Origin of the sequence: Luteococcus struthionis (assembly GCF_048595755.1) — a bacterium.
GTDB lineage: Bacteria > Actinomycetota > Actinomycetes > Propionibacteriales > Propionibacteriaceae > Luteococcus.
Window position 1 is genome coordinate 1,674,418 of record NZ_CP184360.1, and the last position, 25,972, is coordinate 1,700,389.

21 protein-coding genes and 1 tRNA gene are annotated in these 25,972 nt (G+C 68.7%); 12 read left to right on the top strand and 10 right to left on the bottom strand.

Annotated elements, in window-relative coordinates; translation table 11 throughout:
- Positions 1-146: 146 nt before the first annotated feature.
- Positions 147-2,027, bottom strand: a complete 1,881-nt coding sequence (gene typA / locus ACOAMO_RS07600) for a translational GTPase TypA (RefSeq protein ID WP_420174215.1) — start codon at positions 2,025-2,027, stop codon at positions 147-149.
- Positions 2,028-2,152: 125 nt separating this feature from the next.
- Entirely contained in the window at positions 2,153-3,667 is a 1,515-nt protein-coding gene (locus tag ACOAMO_RS07605; protein WP_420174216.1) for an amino acid permease, read from the bottom strand.
- Between the two features lie 162 nt (positions 3,668-3,829).
- Here ACOAMO_RS07605 and ACOAMO_RS07610 point away from each other — a divergent pair, with 162 nt between their 5' ends.
- On the top strand, positions 3,830-4,270 hold the full coding sequence (locus ACOAMO_RS07610) for a DUF3151 domain-containing protein (RefSeq protein WP_420174217.1): 441 nt from the start codon (positions 3,830-3,832) through the stop codon (positions 4,268-4,270).
- A gap of 108 nt (positions 4,271-4,378) precedes the next feature.
- Here ACOAMO_RS07610 and ACOAMO_RS07615 read toward each other — a convergent pair whose 3' ends face one another.
- Entirely contained in the window at positions 4,379-5,770 is a 1,392-nt protein-coding gene (locus ACOAMO_RS07615; RefSeq protein ID WP_420174218.1) for an alkaline phosphatase, read from the bottom strand.
- A gap of 323 nt (positions 5,771-6,093) precedes the next feature.
- Between ACOAMO_RS07615 and ACOAMO_RS07620 the strand changes: the two genes are divergently transcribed.
- The 4 genes from ACOAMO_RS07620 to larB all read left to right on the top strand — a co-directional run bounded on the left by ACOAMO_RS07620 (position 6,094) and on the right by larB (position 10,610).
- Positions 6,094-7,377, top strand: coding sequence for an adenylosuccinate synthase (locus tag ACOAMO_RS07620; RefSeq protein WP_420174219.1), 1,284 nt, complete (start codon positions 6,094-6,096; stop codon positions 7,375-7,377).
- Positions 7,378-7,467: 90 nt separating this feature from the next.
- Positions 7,468-8,925 (top strand): LarC family nickel insertion protein, encoded by a 1,458-nt coding sequence (locus ACOAMO_RS07625; RefSeq protein WP_420174220.1) that lies wholly within the window; start codon positions 7,468-7,470, stop codon positions 8,923-8,925.
- Between the two features lie 13 nt (positions 8,926-8,938).
- Complete coding sequence (gene larE / locus ACOAMO_RS07630; RefSeq protein WP_420174221.1) at positions 8,939-9,799, top strand: ATP-dependent sacrificial sulfur transferase LarE; 861 nt, start codon at positions 8,939-8,941, stop codon at positions 9,797-9,799.
- 94 nt (positions 9,800-9,893) lie between these two features.
- Complete coding sequence (gene larB, locus ACOAMO_RS07635) at positions 9,894-10,610, top strand: nickel pincer cofactor biosynthesis protein LarB (protein WP_420174222.1); 717 nt, start codon at positions 9,894-9,896, stop codon at positions 10,608-10,610.
- Between the two features lie 83 nt (positions 10,611-10,693).
- Here larB and ACOAMO_RS07640 read toward each other — a convergent pair whose 3' ends face one another.
- From ACOAMO_RS07640 to ACOAMO_RS07650, 3 genes are all read right to left on the bottom strand, one after another.
- The gene (locus ACOAMO_RS07640) at positions 10,694-11,818 is read right to left on the bottom strand and encodes a hypothetical protein (RefSeq protein WP_420174223.1); all 1,125 of its coding nucleotides are present in this window, start codon (positions 11,816-11,818) and stop codon (positions 10,694-10,696) included.
- A gap of 182 nt (positions 11,819-12,000) precedes the next feature.
- On the bottom strand, positions 12,001-14,190 hold the full coding sequence (locus ACOAMO_RS07645) for an NADP-dependent isocitrate dehydrogenase (protein ID WP_420174224.1): 2,190 nt from the start codon (positions 14,188-14,190) through the stop codon (positions 12,001-12,003).
- 147 nt (positions 14,191-14,337) lie between these two features.
- Positions 14,338-14,946 (bottom strand): TetR/AcrR family transcriptional regulator, encoded by a 609-nt coding sequence (locus tag ACOAMO_RS07650; protein WP_420176985.1) that lies wholly within the window; start codon positions 14,944-14,946, stop codon positions 14,338-14,340.
- A 247-nt stretch (positions 14,947-15,193) separates the two neighbouring features.
- On the opposite strand from ACOAMO_RS07650, the gene ACOAMO_RS07655 reads away from it, so the two are divergent.
- The 3 genes from ACOAMO_RS07655 to ACOAMO_RS07665 all read left to right on the top strand — a co-directional run bounded on the left by ACOAMO_RS07655 (position 15,194) and on the right by ACOAMO_RS07665 (position 17,810).
- Positions 15,194-15,272 (top strand) — tRNA-Gln (locus ACOAMO_RS07655).
- Between the two features lie 43 nt (positions 15,273-15,315).
- Entirely contained in the window at positions 15,316-16,833 is a 1,518-nt protein-coding gene (gene glmU, locus ACOAMO_RS07660; RefSeq protein WP_420174225.1) for a bifunctional UDP-N-acetylglucosamine diphosphorylase/glucosamine-1-phosphate N-acetyltransferase GlmU, read from the top strand.
- Positions 16,830-17,810 carry a ribose-phosphate diphosphokinase gene (locus ACOAMO_RS07665; protein WP_420174226.1) on the top strand — a complete coding sequence of 327 codons (981 nt, stop codon included), beginning with the start codon at positions 16,830-16,832 and terminating at the stop codon, positions 17,808-17,810. Before glmU ends, ACOAMO_RS07665 begins: the two co-directional genes overlap by 4 nt.
- 193 nt (positions 17,811-18,003) lie before the next feature.
- Here the strand turns inward: ACOAMO_RS07665 and ACOAMO_RS07670 are convergent, their stop codons facing one another.
- Both ACOAMO_RS07670 and ACOAMO_RS07675 read right to left on the bottom strand, forming a co-directional pair.
- On the bottom strand, positions 18,004-20,121 hold the full coding sequence (locus tag ACOAMO_RS07670; RefSeq protein ID WP_420174227.1) for a helicase-associated domain-containing protein: 2,118 nt from the start codon (positions 20,119-20,121) through the stop codon (positions 18,004-18,006).
- Positions 20,118-21,209 (bottom strand): hypothetical protein, encoded by a 1,092-nt coding sequence (locus tag ACOAMO_RS07675; protein ID WP_420174228.1) that lies wholly within the window; start codon positions 21,207-21,209, stop codon positions 20,118-20,120. The genes ACOAMO_RS07670 and ACOAMO_RS07675 overlap by 4 nt, the downstream gene beginning before the upstream one ends.
- Positions 21,210-21,368: 159 nt before the next feature.
- Here ACOAMO_RS07675 and nagB point away from each other — a divergent pair, with 159 nt between their 5' ends.
- The 3 genes from nagB to ACOAMO_RS07690 all read left to right on the top strand — a co-directional run bounded on the left by nagB (position 21,369) and on the right by ACOAMO_RS07690 (position 23,472).
- On the top strand, positions 21,369-22,157 hold the full coding sequence (gene nagB / locus ACOAMO_RS07680; protein ID WP_420174229.1) for a glucosamine-6-phosphate deaminase: 789 nt from the start codon (positions 21,369-21,371) through the stop codon (positions 22,155-22,157).
- A gap of 143 nt (positions 22,158-22,300) precedes the next feature.
- Positions 22,301-22,684, top strand: a complete 384-nt coding sequence (locus ACOAMO_RS07685; RefSeq protein ID WP_420174230.1) for a cold-shock protein — start codon at positions 22,301-22,303, stop codon at positions 22,682-22,684.
- Positions 22,684-23,472: a DUF3027 domain-containing protein gene (locus tag ACOAMO_RS07690; RefSeq protein WP_420174231.1), complete on the top strand. Its 789-nt coding sequence runs from the start codon at positions 22,684-22,686 to the stop codon at positions 23,470-23,472. Before ACOAMO_RS07685 ends, ACOAMO_RS07690 begins: the two co-directional genes overlap by 1 nt.
- A 36-nt stretch (positions 23,473-23,508) precedes the next feature.
- On the opposite strand, the gene ACOAMO_RS07695 is transcribed toward ACOAMO_RS07690, so the two are convergent.
- Positions 23,509-23,760, bottom strand: a complete 252-nt coding sequence (locus tag ACOAMO_RS07695; RefSeq protein WP_420174232.1) for a DUF2530 domain-containing protein — start codon at positions 23,758-23,760, stop codon at positions 23,509-23,511.
- Between the two features lie 234 nt (positions 23,761-23,994).
- Between ACOAMO_RS07695 and ACOAMO_RS07700 the strand changes: the two genes are divergently transcribed.
- A complete protein-coding gene (locus ACOAMO_RS07700) occupies positions 23,995-25,413 on the top strand; it encodes an NCS2 family permease (RefSeq protein WP_420176986.1) in 1,419 nt (472 codons plus the stop codon).
- 143 nt (positions 25,414-25,556) lie between these two features.
- On the opposite strand, the gene ACOAMO_RS07705 is transcribed toward ACOAMO_RS07700, so the two are convergent.
- Complete coding sequence (locus tag ACOAMO_RS07705; RefSeq protein ID WP_420174233.1) at positions 25,557-25,961, bottom strand: cupin domain-containing protein; 405 nt, start codon at positions 25,959-25,961, stop codon at positions 25,557-25,559.
- Between the last annotated feature and the right edge of the window lie 11 nt (positions 25,962-25,972).

The following is a 25,972-nucleotide window of genomic DNA, read 5'->3' on the forward strand; positions in this document are numbered from 1 at the left end:
GTTGCATGAACCTTGCGTGAGAGATTTCACGCATTGAAACACCGTGCTGGGTCAACTGTTCATCTCGGTTTTTCCTTGCCTGTTGAAAGAAGAGCTGGCCGCAACCCCGGGGGGATGCGGCCAGCGTTCAGCAGGTCTTCAGCAGATCAGCCCTTGGCGGCCAGATTTGCCGCCTTGGTGCGGTTGCGCTGCTTGGCGCGCTCATTCTGGCTGAGGAAGATCTTGCGGATGCGGACGTCCTTGGGGGTCACCTCGAGGCACTCGTCCTCGGCGCAGTACTCCAGGGACTGCTCCAGGCTCATCCGGCGCGGCGGGATGAGGCGCTCCAGCTCGTCGCCGGTGGCCGAACGCACATTGGTGAGGTGCTTCTCCTTGGTGGGGTTGACGTCCATCTCGTCGGGGCGCGAGTTCTCGCCCACCACCATGCCCTCGTAGACCTTCTCACCGGGAGCCACGAACAGGGTGCCGCGCTCCTGCAGGTTGAACAGGGCATAGGAGGTGACGGTGCCCTGACGGTCTGCCACCAGCGATCCGGTGGGACGGTTGCGCATTTCACCGGCCCACGGGAAGCGCCCCTCGAAGACGTGGTTCATGATGCCGGTACCGCGGGTCTCGGTGAGGAATTCCGTGCGGAAGCCGATCAGGCCGCGGGAGGGCAGCACGAACTCCAGGCGCACCCAGCCGGTGCCGTGGTTGACCATCTGTTCCAGGCGAGCCTTGCGCACACCCATCATCTGGCTGACCGAGCCGACGAACTCCTCGGGGCAGTCGACGGTCAGGCGCTCGAAGGGCTCGTGCAGCTTGCCGTCGACCATGGTGGTGACCACCTCGGGCTTGCCCACGGTCAGCTCGAAGCCCTCGCGTCGCATCATCTCCACCAGCACGGCCAGCTGCAGCTCGCCGCGGCCCTGCACCTCCCAGGTGTCGGGGCGGTCGGTGTCCTTGACGGTGATCGAGACATTGCCGATGAGCTCCTGGTCGAGGCGCGCCTTCACCACGCGGGCAGTGAGCAACTTGCCCACCTGGCCTGCCAGCGGGGAGGTGTTGATGCCCAGCGTCATCGAGATGCTCGGCTCGTCGACGTGGATCAGCGGCAGGGGCTGCGGATCGGACGGGTCCGCGATGGTCTCGCCGATGGTGATGTCCGGAATGCCGGCGATGGCGATGATGTCGCCGGGGCCGGCCTCGTCGACGGGCTTGCGTTCCAGGGCGTCGGTCATCAGCAGCTCGGAGAGCTTGATGTTCTGGACGCTGCCGTCGCGGCGGATCCAGGCCACCTGCTGGCCACGCTTGATGGTGCCCTCCTTGATGCGGCACAGCGCCAGGCGGCCCAGGTAGGGGGAGGAGTCCAGGTTGGTGACCAGTGCCTGCAGCGGCGCGCCCTCGGTGTAGGTGGGGGCGGGGATGGTGTTGAAGATGGTCTCGAACAGCGGCTGCAGCGTCTCGGAATCGGGCATCTCGCCGTCCGCCGGCTGGGTCAGCGAGGCGCGGCCGGCCTTGGCGGAGGCGAAGATGACCGGGAAGTCCAGCTGATCGGCATTCTCGTCGTCGACCAGGTCCATGAACAGCTCGTAGGTCTCGTCGATGACGGCGCTGATGCGGGCATCCGAGCGGTCCACCTTGTTGATGACCACGATCAGCGGCAGCTTCTTGGCCAGCGCCTTGCGCAGCACGAAGCGGGTCTGCGGCAGCGGGCCCTCGGAGGAGTCCACCAGCAGGATCACGCCGTCGACCATCTCCAGGCCGCGCTCCACCTCACCGCCGAAATCGGCGTGACCGGGGGTGTCGATGATGTTGACCAGCAGGTCGGTGCCGTCGTCCAGGCGATGCTGCACGGCGGTGTTCTTGGCGAGGATGGTGATGCCCTTCTCGCGCTCCAGGTCCATGGAGTCCATGACCCGGTTGTTGACGTCCGAGCCTTCCCGGAAGGCGCCCGACTGCCAGAGCATGGCATCGACGAGGGTCGTCTTGCCATGGTCGACGTGGGCCACGATTGCGACATTGCGCAGGTCATTGCGGATGGGCATGCAGGGTGCTCCGAACTTCGAATTGAATTACTGGAAAAGGGTACGCCCATGGAAAGGCCCCCGATGACGCGTGTTCATCGGGGGCTCTCAGGAAAACCAGTGCCGTCAGCGGCCGGGAGGGTGGATCATTCGTGCTCGGGGCGACGATCCGCGGCCACCGCTGCCTCGATGGAGGGCGACAGCTGCTTGCCGGTGGCAAGGCGCGAATGGCGGTAGCCGTAGCCGAAGTAGACCGCGATGCCCAGCAGCAGCCAGAGCACGAAGCGCAGCCAGGTCTCGACGGCCAGGTTCAGGGTCAGCCCGACGCAGATCACCGCCGACAGGATCGGCAGGAAGGGGGAGAAGGGCACCTTGAAGGGGCGCTCCAGGTCTGGGTGGGTGCGACGCATCACCGGAATGCCGATGGAGACCAGGATGAAGGCGCTCAGCGTTCCGATGTTCACCATCTCCTCGAGCGTCCCGATCGGGGTGAAGCCGGCCAGCAGGGCGATCACCGCGGTGATGATGGCGGTGATCTTCGTGGGCGTGCGGTACTTGGGGTGCACCGTGGCCAGGCGCATCGGCAGCAGGTTGTCGCGGCACATCGCGAAGATGAGTCGGGAACACCCGATGATCATGGTGAGCACCACCGTGAACAGGCCGACCACCGCGCCGGCCGCGATCAGCGTCGACATCCATGCCTTGCCGTGGAAGGCGAAGGCCTGGGCGAGTGAGGCCGAGGGTTCGAGCTTGTCGTAGCTCACCATTCCGGTGACCACCACGCTGACCGCGCAGTAGAGGACGGTGGCGATCAGCAGGGAGCCGAGGATGCCGCGCGGGAGATCACGCTGGGGGTTCTTGGTCTCCTCGGCGGCGGTGGCCACCACGTCGAAGCCCAGGTAGGCGAAGAAGACCAGCGCCGCACCGGCCAGGATGCCACCCAGGCCGAAAGCCGTGGGCTGCAGTCCGAAGGCGGCCTGCACCAGCGGCTGCTTCCAGATGCTGTCGATCCCCTCCGAGGGCACCGGGGCAGGGACGAAGGGGGTGTAGTTCGAGGGGTTGATGTAGCCGATGCCAGCCACCACGACGAACAGCACGATGGCGATCTTGACGCCCACCATGATCGTCTCGACGCGCATCGACTCCTTGATGCCCATGCTGACCAGCAGGCCCAGGAAGAGCGCCAGCAGCACCGCGGGCACGTCGACGGTGCCGCCGTAACTGAAATTGGCCGGCAGCTGGATTCCCATGTGCCCCAGCAGGACCCCGACGTAGGCGCTCCAGCCCTGCGCCACGACGGCGGCGGCCAGCAGCAGCTCCAGGATCAGGTCCCAGCCGATGATCCACGCGATGATCTCGCCCATGGAGGCATAGCTGAAGGTGTAGGCGGAGCCGGAGACCGGGACCGCGGAGGAGAACTCGGCGTAGCACAGTGCCGCCAGCCCACAGCAGATGGCAGCCAGGATGAAGGAGACCACCACGGCGGGTCCCGCCACCTGGTTGGCCGCGCGGCCGGTGAGGGTGAAGATGCCGGCGCCGACGATGATGCCGACGCCGAAGACCGTCAGGTCGAAGGCGCTGAGGGTCTTGTTGAGCTTGTACTCGGGCTCGTCCGTGTCGCGCAGCGACTGCTCGATGGACTTGGTCCTGAAGAGGTTCATGTGTTCCGCCGTTCCTGGTGGTGACCGGGCACATTGTCGTGCTTGTGGCAGAAGCGGTGGAAGGCTTCCGGATCGTGGACCGGTACCCGCAGGGCGCAGGCGGGGGGCGATGGCGCAGCGAATGGTCTCCCGCTGCTGGATCCTCGCCCTAGAGTGGGGGGCATGGCACCTGAGACCCACCCGAACCTGATGGCCTCCGGCCCCGAGACCCACCTGCCCGAGGATCCCGCCCTGGACCAGCTCTCCACGCGCGGCATGGAGGAGTTCATGGACATCGTCCGGGAGAACCCCACCTCGAGCCTGTGCTGGGCGCTGCTGGCCGAGGCCTCGCTGATCCCCCGCACCGCCGAAGGGGACATCGCGGCCTATGCCTATGCGCGCACCGGTTACCACCGAGGGTTGGATGCACTGCGTCGTAGCGGCTGGAGGGGCTCCGGCCCGGTGCCGTGGAGCCACGTGCCCAACCAGGGCTTCCTGCGCTGCCTGTGGGCCCTGGGGACTGCGGCCGAGCGGATCGGCGAGGACGACGAGGCCCAGCGCTGTGCGCAGTTCCTGCGCGACTGTTCCGAGGAGGCCCACCAGGTGCTCACCGGAGAGGCCTGAGCGACACCAGCACCGCCGCGTCCCAACGCGGCGGCGCTCTCCCCAGGACATGGACGAGGGTCCGTCACGCAGGTGACGGACCCTCGCTCGTGTGGTGGGTGGTTCAGGTCACTTCTTCTTGCCGGCGGCCTTGGTGCGGTTGCCCCAGAGGTCGTCCAGCAGCAGGGTGGCCAGATCGGTGTTGTCCAGGTACTTGCCGCGCACCGGGTCACCCGCGACGGCACGGGCGGCCAGCTGCTTCGAGCCACGGCCCTTGGCGTAGACGGGCACCAGCTGGTTGGTGTGGTCACCGGAGTACCAGCTCTGGCGGGGCATGGTGCCCTTCTTGCCGCGCAGCAGCATCCAGTTGGGATCGGCGTTGACGCCCTCCATGTAACCGGTCTCGTGGTCGGCGGTGACGATCAGCAGGGTTTCGTCCCAGCTGGAGTTCTTCTTGACCCACTTGTCGACGGCGACGATCGCCTTGTTGAAGTCGATGGTCTCCTCGATGTTGCGGGCGCCGTTGTTGGCGTGGCCGGCCCAGTCGATGGCACCGCCCTCGACCATCAGGGTGAAGCCGTCAGGGTCGTTGTCCAGGACGTTCAGGGCGCCCTTGGTCATGGTGGCCAGATCCGGGACGTTCTTGTTGAGCGGGGTGTCGTAGGGCTCGGTGGCCTCGCCATCGCGAGCCTGCTGCAGGGTGGTGGCGGCCTGCGCGATGCCGAAGACGCGCTTGGGGGTCTTGCCCTTGGTCAGCTTCTCGAAGTCGGCCTTCTCCTCGACCAGGCTCCAGCCCTTCTTGCCCTGCTGCAGGGCCTCGAAGTCGTCCTGGCCGATGTACTTGTAGTTCGGCTTGTCGAGCTTCTTGCCGTTGTCGTCATAGGCGGGGTGGCCGGCGCCCATCATGACGGTCATCTTGGAGGCGACTTCCTGCTTGGCGATGCCCAGGTAGTCATTGCGGCTCTTGTTGTGCACTACGTAGGAGGCGGGGGTGGCATGGCTGAACTGGACGCTGGAGATCGAGCCGGCGGCCTTGCCCATGCTGATCGCGCGCTCGGAGATGTTCTCGACGGGGTTGCCGTCGGGGTCGACGCCTAGGCCGGCGTTGTAGGTCTTCACGCCGGTGGCCATGGCGGTGGCGGCAGCGGCGGAGTCGGTCGGGTTGGCCTTGACGTAGTCGAAGTCCTTCCAGGCGCGCAGCGGGTCGTAGGAGCCCTTGACCGAGTAGGTGGCCATGTCCACCTGGACCGGGAACTTCTCGTGGAGGTACTGCGGCTTGCCGGTGACCTCGCGGACCTTGCCGGGGGTGCCGACGGTCTGCTTGTAGGCGCGGCCCTTCTCGTAGAGGCTGGCGGCGGCGATCTGGTTGTAGCCCATGCCGTCGCCGATCATGACGATGACGTTCTTGGGGGCCTTGGGGGCCTTCTTGCGGGGGGCGGCGTCAGCGGTGGCGCCGGCGCAGGCCAGCGACCCGACCAGCACAAGGCTGGCCAGCGAGGCGGTGATGCGACGAGTGGACATGACCTTCTCCTTGGTGGGGAATCTGCTACGGGGCGTAGTGGTTCCATCGAATCCCGCCGAGGTGAGGCTCAGGTTTCCTTCAGGTTAAGTCCCGGTGAGCTTTCCCGGGTGGACGGCCGCGCAGCTGGGCCCTGCCGGCGAGTGGGCCCTGCTGGCAAGGAGGGCATGGCGGCGAGATGGAAGCGGTTGGTCAGGGCAGGTGGGGTAGACAGGTGGGGTAGAATCGTGTGGCAAGAGCCCGCTTGCGCTGCAACGGGCTTCGACTGTTTCTGGGCCCAGCCACTGTCGGCCGGGCGCTCGGATTGGAATTCTGGAGGGCTGAAATGCCTGGCATCGTGGTGATCGGAACGCAGTGGGGCGACGAGGGCAAGGGCAAGGCCGTTGACCAGCTCGGTGAACGCGTCGACTTCTGTGCTCGCTACTCGGGCGGCAACAATGCGGGGCACACCGTGGTGGTCAACGGGCAGAAGACCGTCCTGCACCTGCTGCCGTCGGGCATCCTCAACACCAACACCACCTGCGTGCTGGGCAATGGCGTGGTGATCGACCTGGACGTGCTCTACACCGAGCTCGACGAGCTCGCCGAGCGTGGCATCGAGGTGAACCACCCCAAGATCTCTGCCACCGCGCACGTCCTCACCACCTACCACCAGACCATGGACAAGGTGACCGAGCGCTTCGCGGGCAAGCGCAAGATCGGCACCACCGGTCGCGGGATCGGCCCCGTCTACAGCGACAAGATCAACCGGATGGGAATCCGGGTCCAGGACCTGTTCGACGACGAGGTGCTGCGCGACAAGGTTGCCGCCGCACTGGTCAGCAAGAACAGCCAGCTGGTCAAGATGTACAACCGCCGCGAGATCGAGGTGGACGAGGTGGTCGAGGGGCTGCTCAAGTACCGCGAGCGGATCCGCCCCCACGTCGTCGACTCCGGCCGCCTGCTGAACCAGGCGCTCGACGCTGAGCAGGTCGTGCTCTTCGAGGGGGCCCAGGCACACCACCTGGACGTCGACCACGGCACCTACCCCTACGTCACCAGCTCCAACCCGACCGCGGGTGGTGCCTGCACCGGCACCGGGGTGGGGCCCACCCGGATCGACCGGATCGTCGGCATCGCCAAGGCCTACACCACCCGGGTGGGCGAGGGCCCCTTCCCGACCGAGCTCTTCGACGCCGACGGTGACAAGCTGCGCCAGGAGGGCGGCGAGTTCGGGGCCACCACCGGGCGTCCCCGTCGATGCGGCTGGTTCGACGCGCTGGTGGTGGAGCAGGCAGCCACCTTCAACGGTTGCACCGACGTCTTCCTCACCAAGCTCGACATCCTCTCGGGCTGGGACAAGATCCCGGTGTGCGTGGCCTACGAGGTGGACGGGGAGCGGCTCGACTACTTCCCGGTGGACTCGATCCAGCTGGCCAAGGCCACCCCGGTCTACGAATTCCTGGACGGCTGGCACGAGGACATCTCGGCTGCCCGCAGCTTCGACGAGCTGCCGGCCAACTGCCAGGCCTATGTGCACCGGCTGGAGGAGCTGATCGGCTGCCGCATCTCCGGCATCGGCGTCGGCCCCGGCCGTGAGCAGACCATCACCATCAACGACCTGCTCTGAGCACCACCGCACCAACTCCTGGCACCCGTTCGCCCCTGTGGCGGGTGGGTGCCTAGGGTTGGGCCCACCGTTGACGCAGGGGAGGGTGTTGTGAGCAAGAAGGTGCACGCGTGGCTGGACGTCACCGCGGGGGTGGCCGGTGACATGCTGCTGGGGGCCACCCTGGACGCCGGCGCCCCGGTCGCCAGGATCCAGGACGCGCTCGATGCCCTGGTGCCCGGCGCGGTGCGGATCGAGGCCGAGACCGTGGTGCGCGGCGGCCAGCGCGGAACCAAGGCCCTGGTCCGGGTCCTGGTGGACGATCCGCCGCACCGCACCTGGGCGTCGATCCGGGAGATGCTCGGGGAGCACCTGGGCGTGGCCGGTCGGCTGCACCCACGCACCGTCGGGCTCGCCTTGGGAGCCTTCGGCGCCCTGGCCGAGGCGGAGGCGCGGGTGCACGGCACGCCGGTGGACGACGTCCACTTCCACGAGGTGGGTGCGCTGGACTCGATCGCCGACATCGTCGGTGCCTGTGAGGGCTTGAGACTGTTGGGCGTCGAGTCGGTCAGCGCCTCGCCCCTGACACTGGGCGCCGGGCGGATTCGAGCAGCCCACGGTGACATTCCCGTGCCGGTGCCGGCGGTCCTGGAGCTGGTGCGAGGTTGGCCGGTGCAGCAGACCAGCTACTCGGGCGCCACCCGGCCCCTCGACAAGCTCGGGGAACGAGCAACATCGTCCGAGCCGTCCCCGTTGGCCGAGCCGTCCCCGTTGGCCGAGCTTGTCGAGGCCCACTCCCATCACGACGAGCCCTCCTTGTCGGCCGAGCCCTCTCCGTCGGCCGAGCCTGTCGAGGCCCACCACCACCCCCATCACGACGAGCCCGCCGCAGTGACCACTCCCGGTGAGGTGGGGGAGCTTGCCACCCCCACCGGCGTCGCGCTGGTCAGGAGCCTCTCCAGCCGATGCGAGTCGATGCCGACGATGCAGGTGCAGGGCATTGGGATCGGTGCGGGTGGCAAGGACTTCGCCGACCATCCGAATGTGGTGCGGCTGGTGGTGGGGAAGCTCCCGCAGACCGCCCACGTCGAGGACCCGGAGGGCATCGAGGTGCTCGAGTTGATGGCCAATGTGGACGACATGGATCCCAGGCTGTGGCCGAGCGTGTTGGAGGCCCTGCTCCAGGCCGGCGCCAGGGACGCCTGGTTGGTGCCGATCGTGATGAAGAAGGGACGCCCCGCCCATACTGTGCACGCCCTGGTGCGGGCCGCCGATGAGCACGCGGTGGGCCAGGTGCTCCTGCGGCAGACCTCCACCCTGGGCTATCGGGTGGCGAGCCTGCGCCGCACCATGTTGCAGCGCGCCTGGCGTGAGGTCGAGGTGCTGGGCCAGCAGGTGCAGGTCAAGGTGGGGCACCGCGACGGCCAGATCGTGCACGCCACCGCGGAGTTCGAGAGTCTGGCGGCAGCCGCCACGGCGCTGGGGATGCCGCAGTTCGAGTTGTCACCGCGGGTGGTCGCGGCAATGGCCCGGGCTGGTCTGGTGGCTGGCTGCGATCTCGACGCATAGGCTCGGACGCACGATGACCACAGACGACAACCTGCCTTCGGCGCCCGACGTGGCCGCCGTCCACCGTCAGCTGCTCGCCATCCCGGGCCAGCTGGGGATCGCCTATTCCGGAGGTGTCGACTCGGCCACGCTGTGCGCCCTGGCGGTGCAGGCGCTGGGCCCGGATCGGGTGGTGGCCCTGCTGGGGGTCAGCCCGTCACTGGCTGCCGATGAGCGTCGCATCGCGCACGAGGTGGCCGCCCAGATCGGTGTGCGGGTGCGGGAGGTCGTCACCCATGAGGGCGACAACCCCGCCTATGTGGCCAATGACGTCGATCGCTGCTTCCACTGCAAGGACGAATTGTTCACCCGGATCAGCGACGAGCTGGTCGACGAGCTGGAGCTGGGGGCCGTGGCCTATGGCGAGAATGCCGATGACGTCCTGCGTCCGGACCGCCCCGGGGCCCAGGCAGCCACCCAGCACCAGGTGCTGCGACCACTTGCCGATGCCGGGATCACCAAGGCCCGCGTGCGGGAGCTCGCCCGCGAGCTGGGGCTCAGCGTGGCCGACAAACCGGCCGCGCCCTGCCTGGCCTCACGCATCCCGCACGGGGAGGCCGTCACGCCGGAGAAGCTGCGCCAGGTGGACGAGGCCGAGTCGGCCGTTCGTCGGGCCGGTTTCAGCGACGGTCGGGTCCGGCACCACGGCAGCATCGCCCGCATCGAGCTGCCCGTGCCCGAGCTGGGCCGCCTGGCCGACGACGAGCTGCGCAATCGACTGCTCGCCGACGTGCGCGGGGTCGGCTTCGCTCACGTGACGATCGACCTGGCAGGGATCCAGTCGGGTCAGTTCACGATGCAGATCCTGAGCCGCCGGGAGGTGTCCGATGACTGAACCGGCCCCCTCGACAGGCTCGGGGAACGACGGGGTGGCGTCGGGCCCCTCGACAGGCTCGGGGAACGAAGGGGTGACCTCGGGGAGCGAAGGGGTGGCGCGCGAGCAGCCTCCGGCGGCCGAGCCTGTCGAGGCCCCGGGGGATGGGCTGGAGGGGATCGCCGACCTTGACCTGGGCCGGGCACGTCGTCGCGGTTATCCGGAGGCCGTCTACTGCGAAGGCAAGAGCCCCGCGCAGGTGCGCGCCATCGCGCGACGCTTCGGGGAGACCGGTGGCCCCGAGAAGGGCGCGGTCTTGTTCACCCGCGCCGACGAGGACCATGCCCGGGCAGTGCTGGAGATGCTGCCCGAGGCCCACCACGATCCGGTGGCACGTCTGGTGGCCTGGCCCGCCGAGCCGCCCGCACCCACCGGTGAACTCGTGGTGGTGGCCTGTGCCGGCACCTCGGACCTGTCGGTGGCCCGCGAGGCGGCACTGACGGCGCAATATCTGGGGCGTCGCACCGAGCTCGTGGTCGACATCGGCATCGCCGGGCTGCACCGCACCCTCACGCGGCTCGACCTGTTGCGCAGCGCTGGCTGCATCGTCGTGGTGGCCGGAATGGACGGCGCTCTGCCGGGCCTGGTCGCCGGGCTGGTGGAGGCCCCGGTGGTGGCAGTGCCCACCTCGGTGGGCTACGGGGCGGCCTTCAATGGTCTGGCCCCGCTGCTGACGATGCTGAATGCCTGCGCGCCCGGCGTCGGGGTGGTCAACATCGACAACGGCTACGGGGGCGGTCATCTGGCAGCGCAGATCACCGCCGCGCGCTGAGCCAGACCACCGCCAACGAGAATCCCCCCCCGGGAGCGGGGAGCACCGCAAACCTGCGCTGAAATCAAGCGTGTCCGGAAAACCTAAGGAGCGGGCGTGGCCGTCGGTGCGGGGGTGGCCACGGAGGAGTCGGAGACCTCGGGACTCGGGGACGACGCAGACGTGGTCGAGGACTCAGCACTGGTGGAAGCCTGAGGGGTGGTGGAGGCCTCAGGAGTGCTGGAGGACTCGGGCAGCGCGCTCGGGGTGGCATCCTCGGTGGGCGCCACCGTGTACGGCGTCTGGCTGGTCTCGGTCGGAATGCGCAGCGGTGTCTCGGCACCGCTCGGGCTCGCACTCGGTGTCTCGGGCGTGCTGCTTTCGCTGGGCGTCGGCTCGCTGGGGGCAGGCTCCACCGGGGTCGGGCCATAACTCGGCGACGCGGAGGGGCTCTGGTCCGGCGTCGATTCGCTCGGTTCCGGCGTCGGTTCGGTCGGCTCGGGCGTCGGTTCGGTCGGTTCCGGCGTCGGTTCGGTCGGTTCCGGCGTGGTCGAGGAATCGTCCGAGGGGCCATCCGTGGGATCGGCAGTCTCGCTGGGGTCCGGTTCCTCGCTGGAAGGATCTGGCTCCTCGCTGGAGGAAGGAGTGCTGCCAGTCGGCTTGTCAGAGGGGGGCTGTGTGGACTCCTCGGACTTGGGATCGGTCCCGGACGTCTCACCCGGCTTGGGCTCGGTGGGCATCGGTGCGGTCGAGCTGTCGCCAGCCGAGCGGTCGGAGTCGTCCTCCGGGGCGGTCGTGATCGAGGGCGGTGCGGTGCGTCCACCCGGCATCGGGGTCACCTCACCCAGCGGCTCGACAGGAGAGCCCGGAGCACTGGGTGGCACCGAAGTGGCGATGGAGGGGCCCATCTCACCGGGGGAGACCGGCTGGTGGGTGGCCTCGAAGGAGGAACGGTCCGTGCCGGAGGTGGGAACCGGCTGCGGCATGGAGGGCAGCACCGGTCCGGACGCCCCCACGGATGCGGTGGGGATCGTCGGCCTGGTGGTGGCCGCCGGCTGGCCCGCGGTCTGGTCCGAACGGTCGTTCGGGTTCGACGAAGTGCTGGGCTGGGTGATGCTGGGGGAGGGAGACGCGGGGCGCAGCATGTCTTCGGACGCGATCGAATTGATCACGGCCGACGTCACGACGGCCGCGATGAAGACGATCGATCCAGTCCGAGCCACGCTCATGGATTCTCAACCTCCGGAACAGTGCTCGGATCAGGGGTACGGCGGAGCACCGGGTGTGTTGTTCACTGTACCTGAGAAAAACACAGGAATGAAAAATCCCCAGAAAGCTGGAACGGGCCCGAGCGTGGAATGCTCGGGCCCGTTCAGGCAATCTGAAGAAATCACCCCATCGCGGGGAGAACTCAGCTCAGGGTGGCCAGCGCCTCGTTAAAGGTGGCCGACGGACGCATCACGGCGTTCGTCTTCTCCTCGTCGGGGCGGTAGTAGCCACCGATGTCTGCCGGCTGGCCCTGCACGCCGATCAGCTCCTCGGTGATCTTCTGCTCGTTCTCGGTGAGCAGCTTGGCCACCGGGGCGAAGGCCTCGGCGAGCTTGCTGTCGGTGGTCTGCGCGGCCAGTTCCTGTGCCCAGTACATCGCCAGGTAGAAGTGCGAGCCGCGGTTGTCGATCTGGCCAACCTTGCGGGCGGGGCCCTTGTTGTTGTTCAGCAGCGCCTCGGTGGCCTTGTCCAGCGCATCCGCCAGCACCGCGGCACTCTCGTTGCCGGCGGTCTTCGACAGGTGCCGCAGGCTCTCCGCCAGTGCCAGGAACTCACCCAGCGAGTCCCAACGCAGGTAGTTCTCCTCCACCAGCTGCTGCACGTGCTTCGGGGCGGAACCGCCGGCGCCGGTCTCGAAGAGGCCGCCACCGTTCATCAGCGGCACCACCGAGAGCATCTTGGCGCTGGTGCCCAGCTCCAGGATGGGGAACAGGTCGGTGTTGTAGTCACGCAGCACGTTGCCGGTGACGCTGATGGTGTCCTCGCCCTTGCGGATGCGGTCGATCGAGAACTTCGTCGCCTCCACCGGGCTCATGATCTGGATGTCCAGGCCGGTGGTGTCCCCGACGACCTCGGGCATGGCCAGGTACTTGTTGACCAGCTCGATCAGGTTGCGGTCGTGGGCGCGCTCGCTGTCCAGCCAGAAGATGGCGGGGGTCTGCGAGGCGCGGGCCCGGGTCACGGCCAGCTTCACCCAGTCGCGGATCGGGGCGTCCTTGGCCTGGCAGGCGCGCCAGATGTCACCGGGCTCCACGTCGTGCTCCATCAGCACCTCGCCGGCGGCGTTGACCACCTGCACCTTGCCGGCGGTCTGGATCTCGAAGGTCTTGTCGTGGCTGCCGTACTCCTCCGCCTTCTGGGCCATCAGGCCGACATTCGACACCGAGCCCATGGTGGTGGGGTCGTAGGCGCCGTTGGCCTTGCAGTCGTCGATGACGGCCTGGTAGATGCCGGCATAGGAGCTGTCCGGGATCACCGCCAGGGTGTCCTGCTGCTTGCCCTCGGCATTCCACATCTGGCCGGAGGTGCGGATCATCGCGGGCATCGAGGCGTCGACGATGACGTCGCTGGGCACGTGCAGGTTGGTGATGCCCTTGTCGGAGTTCACCATGGCCAGCGCCGGGCCGTCGGCCAGCTCGGCATCGAAGGAGGCCTTGATCTCGTCGCCATTGGGCAGCTCGGCCAGGCCGGCGAAGATGCCGCCCAGGCCATTGTTGGCGCTCAGGCCGGCGGCCTCGAGGTCCTTGCCGAACTTCTCGAAGGTCTGCGGGAAGAAGGCCTTGACGACGTGGCCGAAGATGATCGGGTCGGAGACCTTCATCATGGTGGCCTTGAGGTGGGTGGAGAAGAGCACGCCCTCGTCCTTGGCGCGCTTGACCTGCTCGGCCAGGAAGGCGTCCAGTGCTGCGGCGCGCAGCACGGTGGAGTCGACCACCTCGCCGGCCAGCACCGGCAGCTTCTCCTTGAGTACGGTGACATTGCCGTCGGCGGCCACCAGCTGGATCTTGAGGGTGTCCTCGGCCGGAAGGATGACCGACTGCTCGTTGTGGCGGAAGTCGTCGGCGCCCATGGTGGCGACATTGGTCTTGGAGTCGGCGCTCCAGGCGCCCATCGAGTGGGGGTTCTTGCGAGCGTAGTTCTTGACCGCCAGCGGGGCGCGGCGGTCCGAGTTGCCCTCACGCAGCACCGGGTTGACGGCCGAACCCTTGACGGCGTCGTACTTGGCCTTGTCCTCGTCGGAGGCATCGTCGTAGTTCGGGAGGTCCATTCCCTGGGCCTGCAGCTCGGCGATCGCGGCATTGAGCTGGGGCATGGAGGCCGAGATGTTCGGCAGCTTGATGATGTTGGCCTCGGGGGTCTTGGCCAGCTCGCCCAGCTCGGCCAGGGCATCGGGCTCCTTGCCGAAGGCAGCGGCGATGCGGCCGGCCAGCGAGATGTCACGGGTCTCGACTTCGACGCCCGCCGTGCCCAGGTAGGCCTGGATGACCGGGAGCAGCGAGTGGGTGGCCAGCATTGGGGCCTCGTCGGTGTGGGTGTAGATGATCTTCGCCATGGGCTCGGGATTCCCCTCAAATCGACTGGACGGTATGAAACGTCACTTCTCCGGGCTGGCAGCCGTGCCAGCCCTTCGTGGTCACACTAGCGGACGCCCCTGACGATGTGTGGTCGTCGTGCCGACGGCGGCCATCCCCGGGGGCGTTCAGGGCATGGGGCGCACGGTGAGCACCGGGTGGGGATCCAGCGTCGCCATGCCGTTCCAGGCCAGGTTCACCAGGTGGGCGGCCACCACCTCCTTGGACGGCTCGCGGGTGTCCAGCCAGCTCTGCCCGGCCAGCGCCACCAGGCCCACCAGGGCCTGCGCATAGAGTCCCGCGAAGTCGGCGTCGAAGCCGTGGCGCCGGAGCGGGTCGGCCAGCAGGTCCTCCACGCGGCTGACGATGTCGCTGAGGATGCTGCCGAAGGAGCCCTGGGCCGCCACCACCGACGAGTCACGTGCCAGGATCCGGAAGCCATCGGGGTGCTCGTCCAGGTAGTCCATCAGGGCCAGGGCGCCGTACTCGATCAGTTCGCGGGAGGAGGCGCCGGGGGTGGTGAGGGCGGTGCGGATCGAGTCGTGGAGACGTTGCACTTCGCGGTCGACGACCACGGCGTAGACCCCCTCCTTGCCGCCGAAGTGTTCGTAGACCACCGGCTTGCTGACCTGCGCGCAGGCGGCGATCTCCTCGACGCTGGTGCCCTCGAAGCCCTTCTGGGCGAACAGGCTGCGGGCCACCGTCACCAGCTGGGCGCGTCGTTCGGCGGAGGTCATGCGGATGCGGCCCCGGCGTGCTCGGCCAGTCGTCGCCCGTCGGGCGGGGGCTGGATCGTCGTGCGGTGTTGCCGGATCGCTCTGCTCAAGCATGGGGCCATGGTTGCACACCCGTCGGGGTGGGTAGTTGCCATGAAAGCCAGCCTCGCAGCGCGGGTTGAGGTGCGCCCCGCCCCGCGCCGTGCGTAAGGTATGTGTGGTCCGTCACGGATGGACACACGTCCCGTCTGCTGTGCAGGCAGGACGATCCCCGGTTGGTCTGCCGGTAGGGCCCGCCTGACTTTGAATCAGGACTAGCGACGCAGGTTCGACTCCTGCCCGGGGAGCTGACAGGACACCTCTGTCGGGTCGAGCAGTGAAGGAGCCCACGTGACCACTCACGAGCAGGAGCAGGACGGAGCCCAGCAGGTTTCGGCGGTGGTGGTTCTCGCCGCCGGCGGTGGCACCCGGATGAAGTCGAACAAGTCCAAGCTGCTGCACGAGGTGGCTGGCCGCTCGATGCTGAGCTACGCGGTCAACGCGGCCGAAGAGGTGGAGCCGGAGCACCTGGTGGTGGTCGTCGGGCACCGTCGTGAGCAGGTGGAGGCCCACCTGTCCGAGATCGCCCCCAATGTCACCACCGCCGTCCAGGAGGAGCAGAACGGCACCGGGCACGCCGTCCAGTGCGGCCTGCAGGGCCTGGGCGAGCTGCGTGGCGAGATCCTGGTGACCTACGGCGACGTGCCGATGCTGACCGGGCAGACCCTGGTGGAGCTGGTGCAGGAGCACCGCGCCCAGCGCAACCACATCACCGTGCTCACCGCCGAGGTTCCGGAGCCCTTCGGCTATGGCCGCATCATCCGCGACGAGCAGGGCGACCAGATCGCGCGGATCGTCGAGCAGAAGGACGCCAGCCCCGAGGAGCAGGCCGTCACCGAGATCAACTCGGGCATCTACATCTTCAATGCCGAGACCCTCTACGAGGGCCTCAAGCACCTCAAGACCGACAATGCGCAGGGCGAGCTGTACCTCACCGATGTCATCGGGACGGCCCGGGCCAACGACGAGCGCGTCGGCGCCCACATGATCGACGACCTGTGGCAGACCGAGGGCGTCAACGACCGCGTCCAGCTGGCGCGCATGAATGCCGAGATGAACCGTCGCATCGTCGAGAAGTGGATGAAGAGCGGCGTGACCATCCAGGACCCGGCCACCACGTGGATCCAGGCCGACGTGGACATCGCCCAGGACGTGACCATCCTGGCCGGCACCCATCTGGAGGGTGCCACCAGCATCGCCACCGGTGCCGTCGTCGGCCCCGACACCACGCTGACCAGCGTCGAGGTGGGCGAGGACGCCCAGGTGATCCGCACCCACGGTTCCTTCAGCCTGATCGGTGCGGGGGCGACGGTGGGCCCGTTCAGCTTCCTGCGTCCCGGCACCCAGCTGGGCGCCAAGGGCAAGATCGGCGCCTTCGTCGAGACCAAGAATGCCCAGATCGGTGAGGGCTCCAAGGTGCCGCACCTGACCTACTGCGGTGATGCCCGCATCGGTGAGGGCGTCAACGTGGGCGCCGGCACGATCTTCGCCAACTACGACGGCACCAACAAGTCGGTCACCCACCTGGGCGATGACGTCTTCATCGGTTCCAACTCGGTGCTGGTGGCCCCCGTCGACGTCGCCCCCGGCGCCTTCGTGGCTGCCGGTTCGGCCGTCGTCGAGGACGTCCCGGCCGGCGGTCTGGCGGTGGCCCGTGGTCGCCAGCACGTCAGCGAGGGCTGGGTGGCCAAGAAGCGCCCCGCCTCCAAGGCGGCAGGTGCGGCGGCGAAGGCCGCCCCCGAGATCCACCCGGACGTGGCCGCGTCCCGGGAGAAGGTTGCCAACCGCAAGCCGGAGGAATACAAGTGAGTGGCGTCAAGCGCCCCAATGACAAGCACCTGATGCTCTTCTCGGGGCGGGCCCATCCGGCCCTCGCCGACGAGATCGCCGAGCTGATGGGGGTGGAGCTGGTGCCCACCCGAGCCATCGACTACGCCAACTCCGAGACCTACGTGCGCTTCGAGGAGTCGGTGCGCGGCGCCGATGCCTTCGTGATCCAGAGCCACTGCGCCCCGGTGAACCAGTGGATGATGGAGCAACTGATCATGGTGGACGCCCTCAAGCGCGCCTCCGCCAAGCGGATCACCGTGGTTGCGCCCTTCTACCCCTACGCTCGTCAGGACAAGAAGCACCTGGGGCGTGAACCCATCAGTGCGCGCCTGATGGCCGACCTGTTCAAGGCCGCGGGCGCGAACCGTCTGATGAGCGTCGACCTGCACGCCGCCCAGATCCAGGGATTCTTCGACGGACCGGTCGACCACCTGTGGGCGCTGCCCGCCCTGGCCGAGTACGTGATGGACAAGTACGAGACATCGGAGATGGTCGTCGTCTCGCCCGATGCCGGCCGTGTGCGTCTGGCCGACATGTGGACCGACCGCCTGGGATGCCCGCTGGCCATCATCCACAAGCGTCACGACGTCAACGTCGCCAACCAGGTGAAGGTGCACGAGGTGGTCGGTGACGTGGAGGGCAAGGTCTGCCTGCTGGTGGACGACATGATCGACACCGCCGGCACCATCTGCCAGGCCGCCGACGCGCTGATGGAGCGCGGCGCCAAGCAGGTGATTGCCGCCACCACGCACCCGGTGCTCAGCGGCCCCGCCCGCGAACGTCTGGAGCAGAGCGCCTTCAGCGAGGTCATCGTCACCAACACGCTGCCGCTGCCGGACTCCTTCAAGGACCTGGAAAAGCTCACCGTGCTGTCGATCGCACCGCTGATCGCCAAGGCCATCCACGAGGTCTTCGAGGACGGCTCGGTCACCAGCCTGTTCGACGGCAAGGCCTGACCAGGGACTCAACAGGAGCAACGGCACAGGGCCGGATGGTCGTCGAAGCAGCGTCAAACGATCCCGAGCGCGACAATGTGCGACGAAGGAGCACTTGCGCGAGGGAGTCGAGCTGCGAGACGAGCCATCCGGCCCTGTGCCGTTGCTCTCACCCCTCTGTGTGGCTGAACTCTGTGTGGCTGGCCCGGGTCGTTCAGTTCTTGCGGACGCCGACCATGCGGCTGATCGGCAGGGTGAAGGGGCCCTCGGCCTTCTTCATCAGGCGCGCCTGCCCCGAGGCCAGCGCCAGCACGCGCACCTGGGCGGTCTGCGGTGTGCCGTCATTGCTCACGTAGTCGAGCTGCCACCAGCCGGGCTGGCCGATGGCCTCCTGCAGGTCCTGCACCAGGTTGCCGGAGGCCTGCGCGTGCCTGCGGCTCTCGTCGCGAGCCAGCAGCTCGGCGACCACCGCCTCCGGATCCACCGGGTGGTGATCGGTCTCGAAGGGGCGCACCGACGCGCGGGCCCGGCGCGGTGCCGGCGCCGTGAAGCGTTCGCCGGTGGCGTCCTGCGCCACGGGCGCCAGGCCCATTCGTCGCAGGAAGTCGACCAGCTCCACGGGATCGGCGGTCGCTGCCAGCACCGTGGGTGCCAGGCGACGCAGTCCCAGCTCGGTGGCCTCGGCGTGGCCCAGCACCGCGTCGAGCAACACCGGATCGTCGACGGTTGCCACCGCGCCCACTGCCTGCACCTGGACCTGGCCGTGCTTGCGGGCCACGTCCTCCACCAGGTAGCCGAGCGCCTGCGGCACCGGGGTGATGGAGTGTTCGGCGATCCAGGCCCGAATCTCGTCGGCACTCCACCCGGCGTCGAGGCCGCGACGGATGCTCTGCGAGGTGAAGCGGTGCACGCTGGCGCCGCCGCTGGACTCACGATCGGCCAACAGGCCCAGGGCTCGTCCCACCTCGGCGGTCACGGGCGCGGGGGTGACTGCGGTCAGGTCTGACTGCACCAGGATCTCGGAGACGGCCTGCGGGAAGCCCGGATCCTGGTCTGCCTCCACCAGCAGGGTGCGTCGGCCCAGCGCGATCAGGCCGAACCAGCTGCACTCCTGCACCAGCGTCTGGCACAGTTCCGTCAGGTCGAGCCGGGCCCAGCCGGGGCGCAGCCAGGCCAGCCGCTCGGCGAGCCGTTGCGCCTCGATCGGTGCTCCCGGGGCTGCCGCCTGGAGTTGGGCGACGGCCAGCCGGCGCAGCGCACCGGCCCAGGCCACGGTGTTGCCGGGGGCCAGCGCCGGGCCCGCGGGGTCCACCAGCGCGTCCAGCGCCAGCCAGGCGTCGCGCAGCCTGCTCCACCGGGTCCACCCGTCGGCGCCCAGCCATTCGTCGTGGTGCTGGGTGGGCAGCCAGGCCGAACCCGCACTGGCGATCAACCCGGCGCGCTCGGCCACCATCAGGATGGTGAGGGTGCGTTCGGTGCCGCCGCCATCGCGGGCCAGCGCGGCCAGGTCGCGCTTGGCGAGGGCGCCGGTGGCCAGTGGGCGTGGCTGCAGCCGGCCGATCTGGTCGATCAACACCTCGGTGGTGGCCACCAGCTCGAAGGCGCTTCCCAAGCCGGCACGGTCGCCCCTGGCCGCATCCTCGCCCGCGGGCCACGGCGGCACCACCGGGCTGACCTGGTCCTGGAAGAGCCTGCCGCCGCGCAGCCGTAGTGCCACCTCGCGGGGCAGCACGATGGTCTCGGAATCCAGCGGGCGCACTAACCGGTGGTGGAGCAATTGGTCGACGGGCCGCTCGGAGGTGGCCGAACCTCGCCGGTCGGCCTGGGTCACCCGGCCGGTCGGGTTGCCCCACAGCAGACGCTCCAGCACGGCGCGGCCGGGCTCGCCGACCGCCTCCAGCGCCTGGTCGATCTGGCTGTCGGTCAGCGGCATGGTGGACTCCCCGGCCAGACCGGCGGGGTAGGGGCCGAAGGCGCTGCGCGCGGCGTGGGTCAGGTGCCAGCCTCGCTCGGTGCCCCAGACCAGAGCGCGTTGGGCCAGCGCCTCGACGGCGCCGCTGACGGCAGTGCGTTCGGCTCCCATCAGCGCGGCCAGGTGCCGCGAACCCACCGCGTCGGGGCAGGCGGCCAAGGCCAGCGCCACTCGTCGCTGCCACGCGTCGAGCTGCTCCAGGGCCAGTTGGGTGGAGACCTGGCCCATGGCGCGCTCGACCAGCTCGGACAGGTCGGCCGGGCGCGGGATGGCCAGATCGGGCCGCAGCCGCACCAGCCGGGCCAGGGCCTTCGCGTCCATCGAGCGGATCACGTCGGCCATGGAGCGGGGAGAGTTCATCTGCCCATCCGCTGCCGCAGGTCCTGCCAGGCGGCGGCCAGGCAGACGGGGATCATGACGCCACAGGCGATGCGTGACCACGCCGAGAGCGTCTCCCAGCCGGCGCCGTTGAGGACGGTAAAGACCCACATGATCAGCACCGCCCACGTCACCAGCGAGAAAATCGCCTGGGTGAGCGCAGCACCGGCCTGGCTGCGACGGCTGAGGATCGAGGCGATCAGCAACATGATGTAGCTGAAACCGGGCACCAGGGCACCGAAGGCGAGCACGGCCAGCATGACGCCGCCGGTCTGCTGCACCACCACGCCGGGCGTGATGCGGGTGGGCACCGGTGGCGGGGCAGGCCGCGGTGGCTGAACCGGCTGCTGCGGTGCGGGCCACTGCGACGGCTCTCCGGGCTGGGGCACCTGACCGGGGGCCTGGGCAGGCGGCTGGGCCTCGACGGGGGGCGGGGGCTGCGCGGGGGCCGGACCCAGCGCGAAGTGCGACGGGTCGAAGGGATTGGTCGGACGCCCTGGGGCAGGTGCCGAGCTGTGCGGGGGGTGGGTTTGCGGGACCTGAGTTGGCGGGAGCGGGGGCTGCGGGGCCTGCGCGTGCGGGGACTGGGGCGGTTGCTGCCCTGCCGAGTCGGGCGGAGGAAGCGGGACGGGGAACCCGGACGGGGGAGGCAGCTGCTGCAGCTGGTCGGTCGGCACCGGGGGTTGCCCCGGAGCAACCGGCATCCCGCTGGGCGGGGGGAAGTCCACCACTGCGGGCTGTCCCGATGACAGCGGGGCGGCCGACAGCGGATCGGCCAGGGGCATGGTGGGTTGCCACTCGGCCGCGTGCGCGGCGGCCCACGCCGAATCGGCGCGGCTGCTGGTGGGGAAGGGCTCGAGCGGGTCACGCGCGGGTTCGGGCGGCTGGGGTGCCAGGTCCTCCAGCGGTGCGGCCTCGGGCGCAGCGAAGTGCTGGGGCGCCACCGCGGGCTTTCCCTCGGCAGGATGCTCGGGCGCTTCCTCGGACGGCAGCTGGGCCACCCGAGGGGCGGCGAACGCATCGGGGCGCTCCAGGGGCGCATACTCCGAGCCGTCGGTCCAGTCAGCCATGAAGACCAGTCTAGTTCGCCCGGCGAATTCACCATTCACGGGCGAATTACATCGGCCCCACCGTCTGCGCGCAGCGCGTGGGGAAAATCACCAGCGCGATCACCGCACACACCGGGCGAGCTCCCGTCCGTGGACCGACGGGGTCACTAGATTCCTCCTATGGACGTCATCATTGCTTCTAACGAGCAGGAAGCCGGCCGCATTGCGGCGGCCCACATTGCCCACGCCCTTCGCGGCATCGAGCGCCCCGTGCTGGGCGTGGCCACCGGCAGCTCCCCGCTGTCCACCTACGAGGATCTGGGCCGCCGGATCAAGGAGGGAAGCCTGGACCTCTCCCAGGCCCGTGCCTTCGCCCTGGACGAGTACGTCGGCATTCCGGCCGACAACCCCCTCAGCTACGCCGACACGATCCGCACCACCGTCACCGAGCCGCTCGGCTTCGATCCGGCCAATGTGCGCACCCCCGACGGCATGGCCGACGACATCGCCGCCGGTGCCAAGGAGTACGACGAGGCGATCAAGGCCGCCGGCGGAATCGACGTGCAGATCCTGGGCATCGGCAACAACGGCCACATCGGCTTCAACGAGCCCGGCAGCTCGCTGGTCAGCCGCACGCGCCAGGTGTGCCTGACCCGTGAGACCCGCGAGGCGAATGCCCGCTACTTCGACGACCCGGCCGACGTTCCCACCCATGCCGTCTCGCAGGGCCTGGGCACCATCATGGAGGCCCGCAAGGTGGTCCTGGTGGCGCTGGGCGAGCAGAAGGCCGCCGCCATCGCCGCGGCCTGCGAGGGCCCGATGGGCGCCCACTGCCCGGCCACCCTGCTCCAGATGCATCCCGACGCGGTCATCGTCGTCGACGAGGCGGCCGGCAGTCAGCTGCAGCGCAAGGACTACTACGCCGACGTGCAGCGCCTGATGCCCGAAGACCAGCGCGTCGTCGACTGACCCCGGCCCACGCCACGACCAGCAAGCCCCGACCGGCCCACGCCCCGCAGACCACCCGTGTGGTGGTGTGCGGGGCGTGGGCCGGATAAACTCTGCTGAACTGTGCCCTTTGGCGCAGTTCACGACGACTGAGCGAGGATGAAGTGCCCATCGGCAAGGTGCGTTTCTACGACGCAGAGAAGGGTTTTGGCTTCCTGTCCAAGGAGGACGGAGGCGACGTCTACGTGCGCGCCAACGTGCTGCCCGAGGGAGTCACCTCGTTGAAGCCGGGCCAGAGGGTGGAGTTCGGCATCATCGAGGGGCGCCGCGGTGAGCAGGCGCTCAGCGTGCGCCTGATCGATCCGCCGCCCTCGCTGGCCAAGGCCACCCGCAAGAAGCCGGAGCAGATGGCCGTCATCACCGAAGACCTGATCAAGCTGCTGGACGGCATCGGCAACGGCTACCGCCGCGGCCGCCACCCAGACGGCCGACAGGCCAAGCAGATCGCCATGATGCTGCGCAAGGTTGCCGACGAGTTGGAGCTGTGATGGTTGCCCGAAGCACTGCCGCCAGGACGCCCAAGCTGGACGCGGTCACCGCGGCCGCCGTCGACCAGGCTCGCGAGGCGGCGATCGCCCAGGCCGGCGATTTCGGTGTCGGTGAGCACCTGGGCACCGTCGCCGAGGCCGAGCGGGTGGTGACCCACCTGTTCGAGTGCCCGCACCGCGCCTACCAGGGCTGGCGCTGGGCGGTCACCATGGTGCGCGCCTCGCGCGCCCGCTCCGCCACCGTCAACGAGGTGGTGCTGCTGCCCGGCGACGAGGCCCTGCTGGCGCCCAAGTGGGTGCCGTGGAGCGATCGCATCCAGGCCGGTGACGTGGCCCCGGGCACGCTGCTTCCCACCCCCGACAACGATCCGCGTCTGGAACCGGGCTTCACCGGTGGCGAGTACGCCGCCGACGCCGATCCTGCCGAGTGGTCCGCCACCCGCGCCGTCGTGGGCGAGCTGGGCCTGGGCCGGGAACGCGTGCTCTCCCAGCACGGGCGCTCGATGGCCGCGCAGCGATGGAATGAAGGCGAGTCCGGGGCAGACAACCAGTCGAGCCGGTTGGCCCCCGCCCCCTGCGTGAGCTGCGGTTACTTCGTCCGTCTGCAGGGTCAGCTGGGCAACCTGTTCGGTGCCTGCACCAACGAGTTCTCACCCTTCGATGCGAGCGTGGTCTCGATCGAGCACGGATGCGGCGGGCACTCCGACGTCGTCGCCGAGGAGCGTGGCGTCGAACTGGGTGAACCGGTCTTCGACACCATCGGCGTGGACGACGGCCTCTTCCACTGATCGGTGCCTGCCGGGCGGTGCCTGCTGGGGTGGCGCTCAGCCGCGGCGCTTGCGGCGACGGGTGCACCACCAGATGCCCACCAGCCCGAGCGCGACGCCGCTGACGCACACCCACAGCCACCAGCCCTGACCGTCGGCCCGTAGCTGGTCCAGACGCAGCCAGACCACCACGGTAGCCACCAGCCACAGCAGGGTTCCGACCCGGGCGACGGTGACGCCGTCCTCGTCCAGGGGACGGATCGGGGCCTGCACGAAGTGGTGCTGGCGCGGGGCAGGTGGGGTGCTCATGGACCCGATTCTAGGCATCCGTGGCTGGCCAATACCATGACCCCCATGGTCATGAAGAAGCCCGGCACGGCGCCTGCCAGCCCCGGAGAAGAGAACAACCCCGAGCATCACGACGATCCCGCAGGGCACGGCGGCACTGTGCCCACGAGCGCCCTCGACCGCTGGTTCGGGATCAGCCGCCGGGGATCCAGCATCGGGCAGGAGGTGCGCGGTGGCCTGGTGACCTTCTTCACGATGGCCTACATCATTGCCCTGAACCCGATCATCATCGGGTCGGAGGCCGACAAGAACGGCAACCTGCTCTCGGGCGTGCCGAAGTACCTGGACGCGGCCCACACCCAGGTGAACTGGGCCGCAGTGGCCGACTCCAAGATGATGGTCGCCGCCGGCACCGCCCTGATCGCCGGCCTGATGACCATCCTGATGGGCGCCTGGGGTCGCTATCCGTTGGCCATCGCCGCCGGCCTTGGCCTCAACGCGATGCTCGCCTACGCGATCGCGCCCCAGATGACCTGGCCGCAGGCAATGGGTCTGGTCGTCTGGGAGGGCATCCTCATCACCCTGCTGGTGGTGACCGGGGTGCGAACCGCCGTCTTCCGGGCCGTGCCTCCCACCATGCGCACGGCGATCAGCGTCGGCATCGGCCTGTTCGTGACCTTCGTCGGCCTGATGAATGCCGGTGTGGTGCGCAAGCCCGCCGGTTCGCCTCCGGTGGAGCTCGGCATCAACGGCTCGCTGATGGGCTGGCCGATCGCCGTGTGCATCACCGGCTTCCTGCTCTTGGTGGTGCTGCACACCCGCAAGGTGCGTGGCGCGATGCTCATCTCGATCCTGGCGGCCTCCGTGCTCGCCGTCCTCGTCGAGGCCATCTTCAAGGTGGGCCCGACCTTCCTGGACGACGGTTCCAAGAACCCCACCGGGTGGGCCCTGAACGTGCCGAGTCTTCCCAGCGCCAGTGACTTCGCCAGCCCCAGCCTGGGCACTCTGGGCAAGGTGGACATGCTGGGCGCCTTCAGCCCGAATGGTCACTTCGACATCAAGGTCTTCCTGGGGCTCCTGCTACTGGTCTTCAGCCTGCTGCTGGCGGACTTCTTCGACACCGTCGGCACCGTCGTCGCGATCGGCCAGGAGGGCGACCTGCTCAACGAGAAGGGCAATCCGGAGCACCTGCAGGAGATCCTGATGGTCGACTCGCTGGCCGCGATGGCTGGTGGTCTGGGCGGCGTCAGCTCCAACACCTCCTTCGTCGAGTCCTCGGCCGGTGTCGGTGAGGGCGCCCGCACCGGTCTGGCCTCGGTGGTCACCGGCGTCGCCTTCCTGCTGGCGATCTTCATCACCCCGGTGGTCGACATGATCCCGTCGGAGGCCGCGGCCCCGGTGCTCGCCTTCGTCGGCTACCTCATGATGAGCCAGGTGGCCCACGTCGACTGGGACGACGTGGAGGACGGCATCCCCGCCTTCCTGACCATCGTCCTGATGCCCTTCGCCTACTCGATCACGACGGGCATCGGCGCGGGCTTCATCGTCTACTGCCTGATCAAGCTGATCAAGGGCAAGGCAGCTCAGGTCCACCCGCTGCTGTGGGCGGTCTCCGCGCTCTTCTTCCTGTACTTCGGCCAGGGCATCCTGATGAGCCTGATCGACAAGCTCTGAGTGAGTCGCCGCCCCGGTTGGGAGTCCGGCCGGGCGGCGGCGTAATATTCCGGTTCGGACAGAAGTCTCCGGCCGGATGGGCCGGTTCCAAGGGCCGACACCTTCCACGGTGTCGGCCCTTTCTGCTGCTCGACAGGCTCGGGTCAGCGGGGGAGCAGCATGGTCACCGTGAGCGTGGTGGGCTCGGTGGCGCGCACGGCGTGACGCAGCATCGGCGTCAGGTGCAGCAGCGATCCCGGGACGAGTTCGACGGTGCGGTCGGGCAGCGTGAAGTCCACTCGGCCTCGCAGCACCTGGATCAGCACGGGGTGCCGGGCGGCGTGCTCCTTCAACTCGTCGCCGGCCGCGAACTCGAAGGCGACCACCTTGGTGGTCTCGTTGTCCACCACGGCCGTCGCGCCCGGCCGGCCGCCGCGCGAGGCGGACTGGTCGAAGGCGCTGGCGATGTAGGTGGCGACGCCGTCGGTCTGGCCGGCGTCCTCGCCCTGGTCGACGTGCCCCGTACGGGGATCCTCGGGCGTGAGTTCCTCAGCCTGTTCATTTGACACGGTTAACTCCT

What these genes read in the sequence shown, in the direction of transcription:
- nagB (WP_420174229.1), top strand. Translation starts at nt 21,369, where the DNA reads ATGGACGTCATCATTGCTTCTAACGAGCAGGAAGCCGGCCGCATTGCG.
- ACOAMO_RS07610 (WP_420174217.1), top strand. Translation starts at nt 3,830, where the DNA reads ATGGCACCTGAGACCCACCCGAACCTGATGGCCTCCGGCCCCGAGACC.
- ACOAMO_RS07605 (WP_420174216.1), bottom strand. Translation starts at nt 3,667, where the DNA reads ATGAACCTCTTCAGGACCAAGTCCATCGAGCAGTCGCTGCGCGACACG.
- ACOAMO_RS07640 (WP_420174223.1), bottom strand. Translation starts at nt 11,818, where the DNA reads ATGAGCGTGGCTCGGACTGGATCGATCGTCTTCATCGCGGCCGTCGTG.
- ACOAMO_RS07675 (WP_420174228.1), bottom strand. Translation starts at nt 21,209, where the DNA reads ATGGCTGACTGGACCGACGGCTCGGAGTATGCGCCCCTGGAGCGCCCC.
- ACOAMO_RS07620 (WP_420174219.1), top strand. Translation starts at nt 6,094, where the DNA reads ATGCCTGGCATCGTGGTGATCGGAACGCAGTGGGGCGACGAGGGCAAG.
- ACOAMO_RS07645 (WP_420174224.1), bottom strand. Translation starts at nt 14,190, where the DNA reads ATGGCGAAGATCATCTACACCCACACCGACGAGGCCCCAATGCTGGCC.
- typA (WP_420174215.1), bottom strand. Translation starts at nt 2,027, where the DNA reads ATGCCCATCCGCAATGACCTGCGCAATGTCGCAATCGTGGCCCACGTC.
- larE (WP_420174221.1), top strand. Translation starts at nt 8,939, where the DNA reads ATGACCACAGACGACAACCTGCCTTCGGCGCCCGACGTGGCCGCCGTC.
- ACOAMO_RS07695 (WP_420174232.1), bottom strand. Translation starts at nt 23,760, where the DNA reads ATGAGCACCCCACCTGCCCCGCGCCAGCACCACTTCGTGCAGGCCCCG.
- ACOAMO_RS07615 (WP_420174218.1), bottom strand. Translation starts at nt 5,770, where the DNA reads ATGTCCACTCGTCGCATCACCGCCTCGCTGGCCAGCCTTGTGCTGGTC.
- ACOAMO_RS07690 (WP_420174231.1), top strand. Translation starts at nt 22,684, where the DNA reads ATGGTTGCCCGAAGCACTGCCGCCAGGACGCCCAAGCTGGACGCGGTC.
- ACOAMO_RS07650 (WP_420176985.1), bottom strand. Translation starts at nt 14,946, where the DNA reads ATGACCTCCGCCGAACGACGCGCCCAGCTGGTGACGGTGGCCCGCAGC.
- ACOAMO_RS07670 (WP_420174227.1), bottom strand. Translation starts at nt 20,121, where the DNA reads ATGAACTCTCCCCGCTCCATGGCCGACGTGATCCGCTCGATGGACGCG.
- ACOAMO_RS07700 (WP_420176986.1), top strand. Translation starts at nt 23,995, where the DNA reads ATGGCCTACATCATTGCCCTGAACCCGATCATCATCGGGTCGGAGGCC.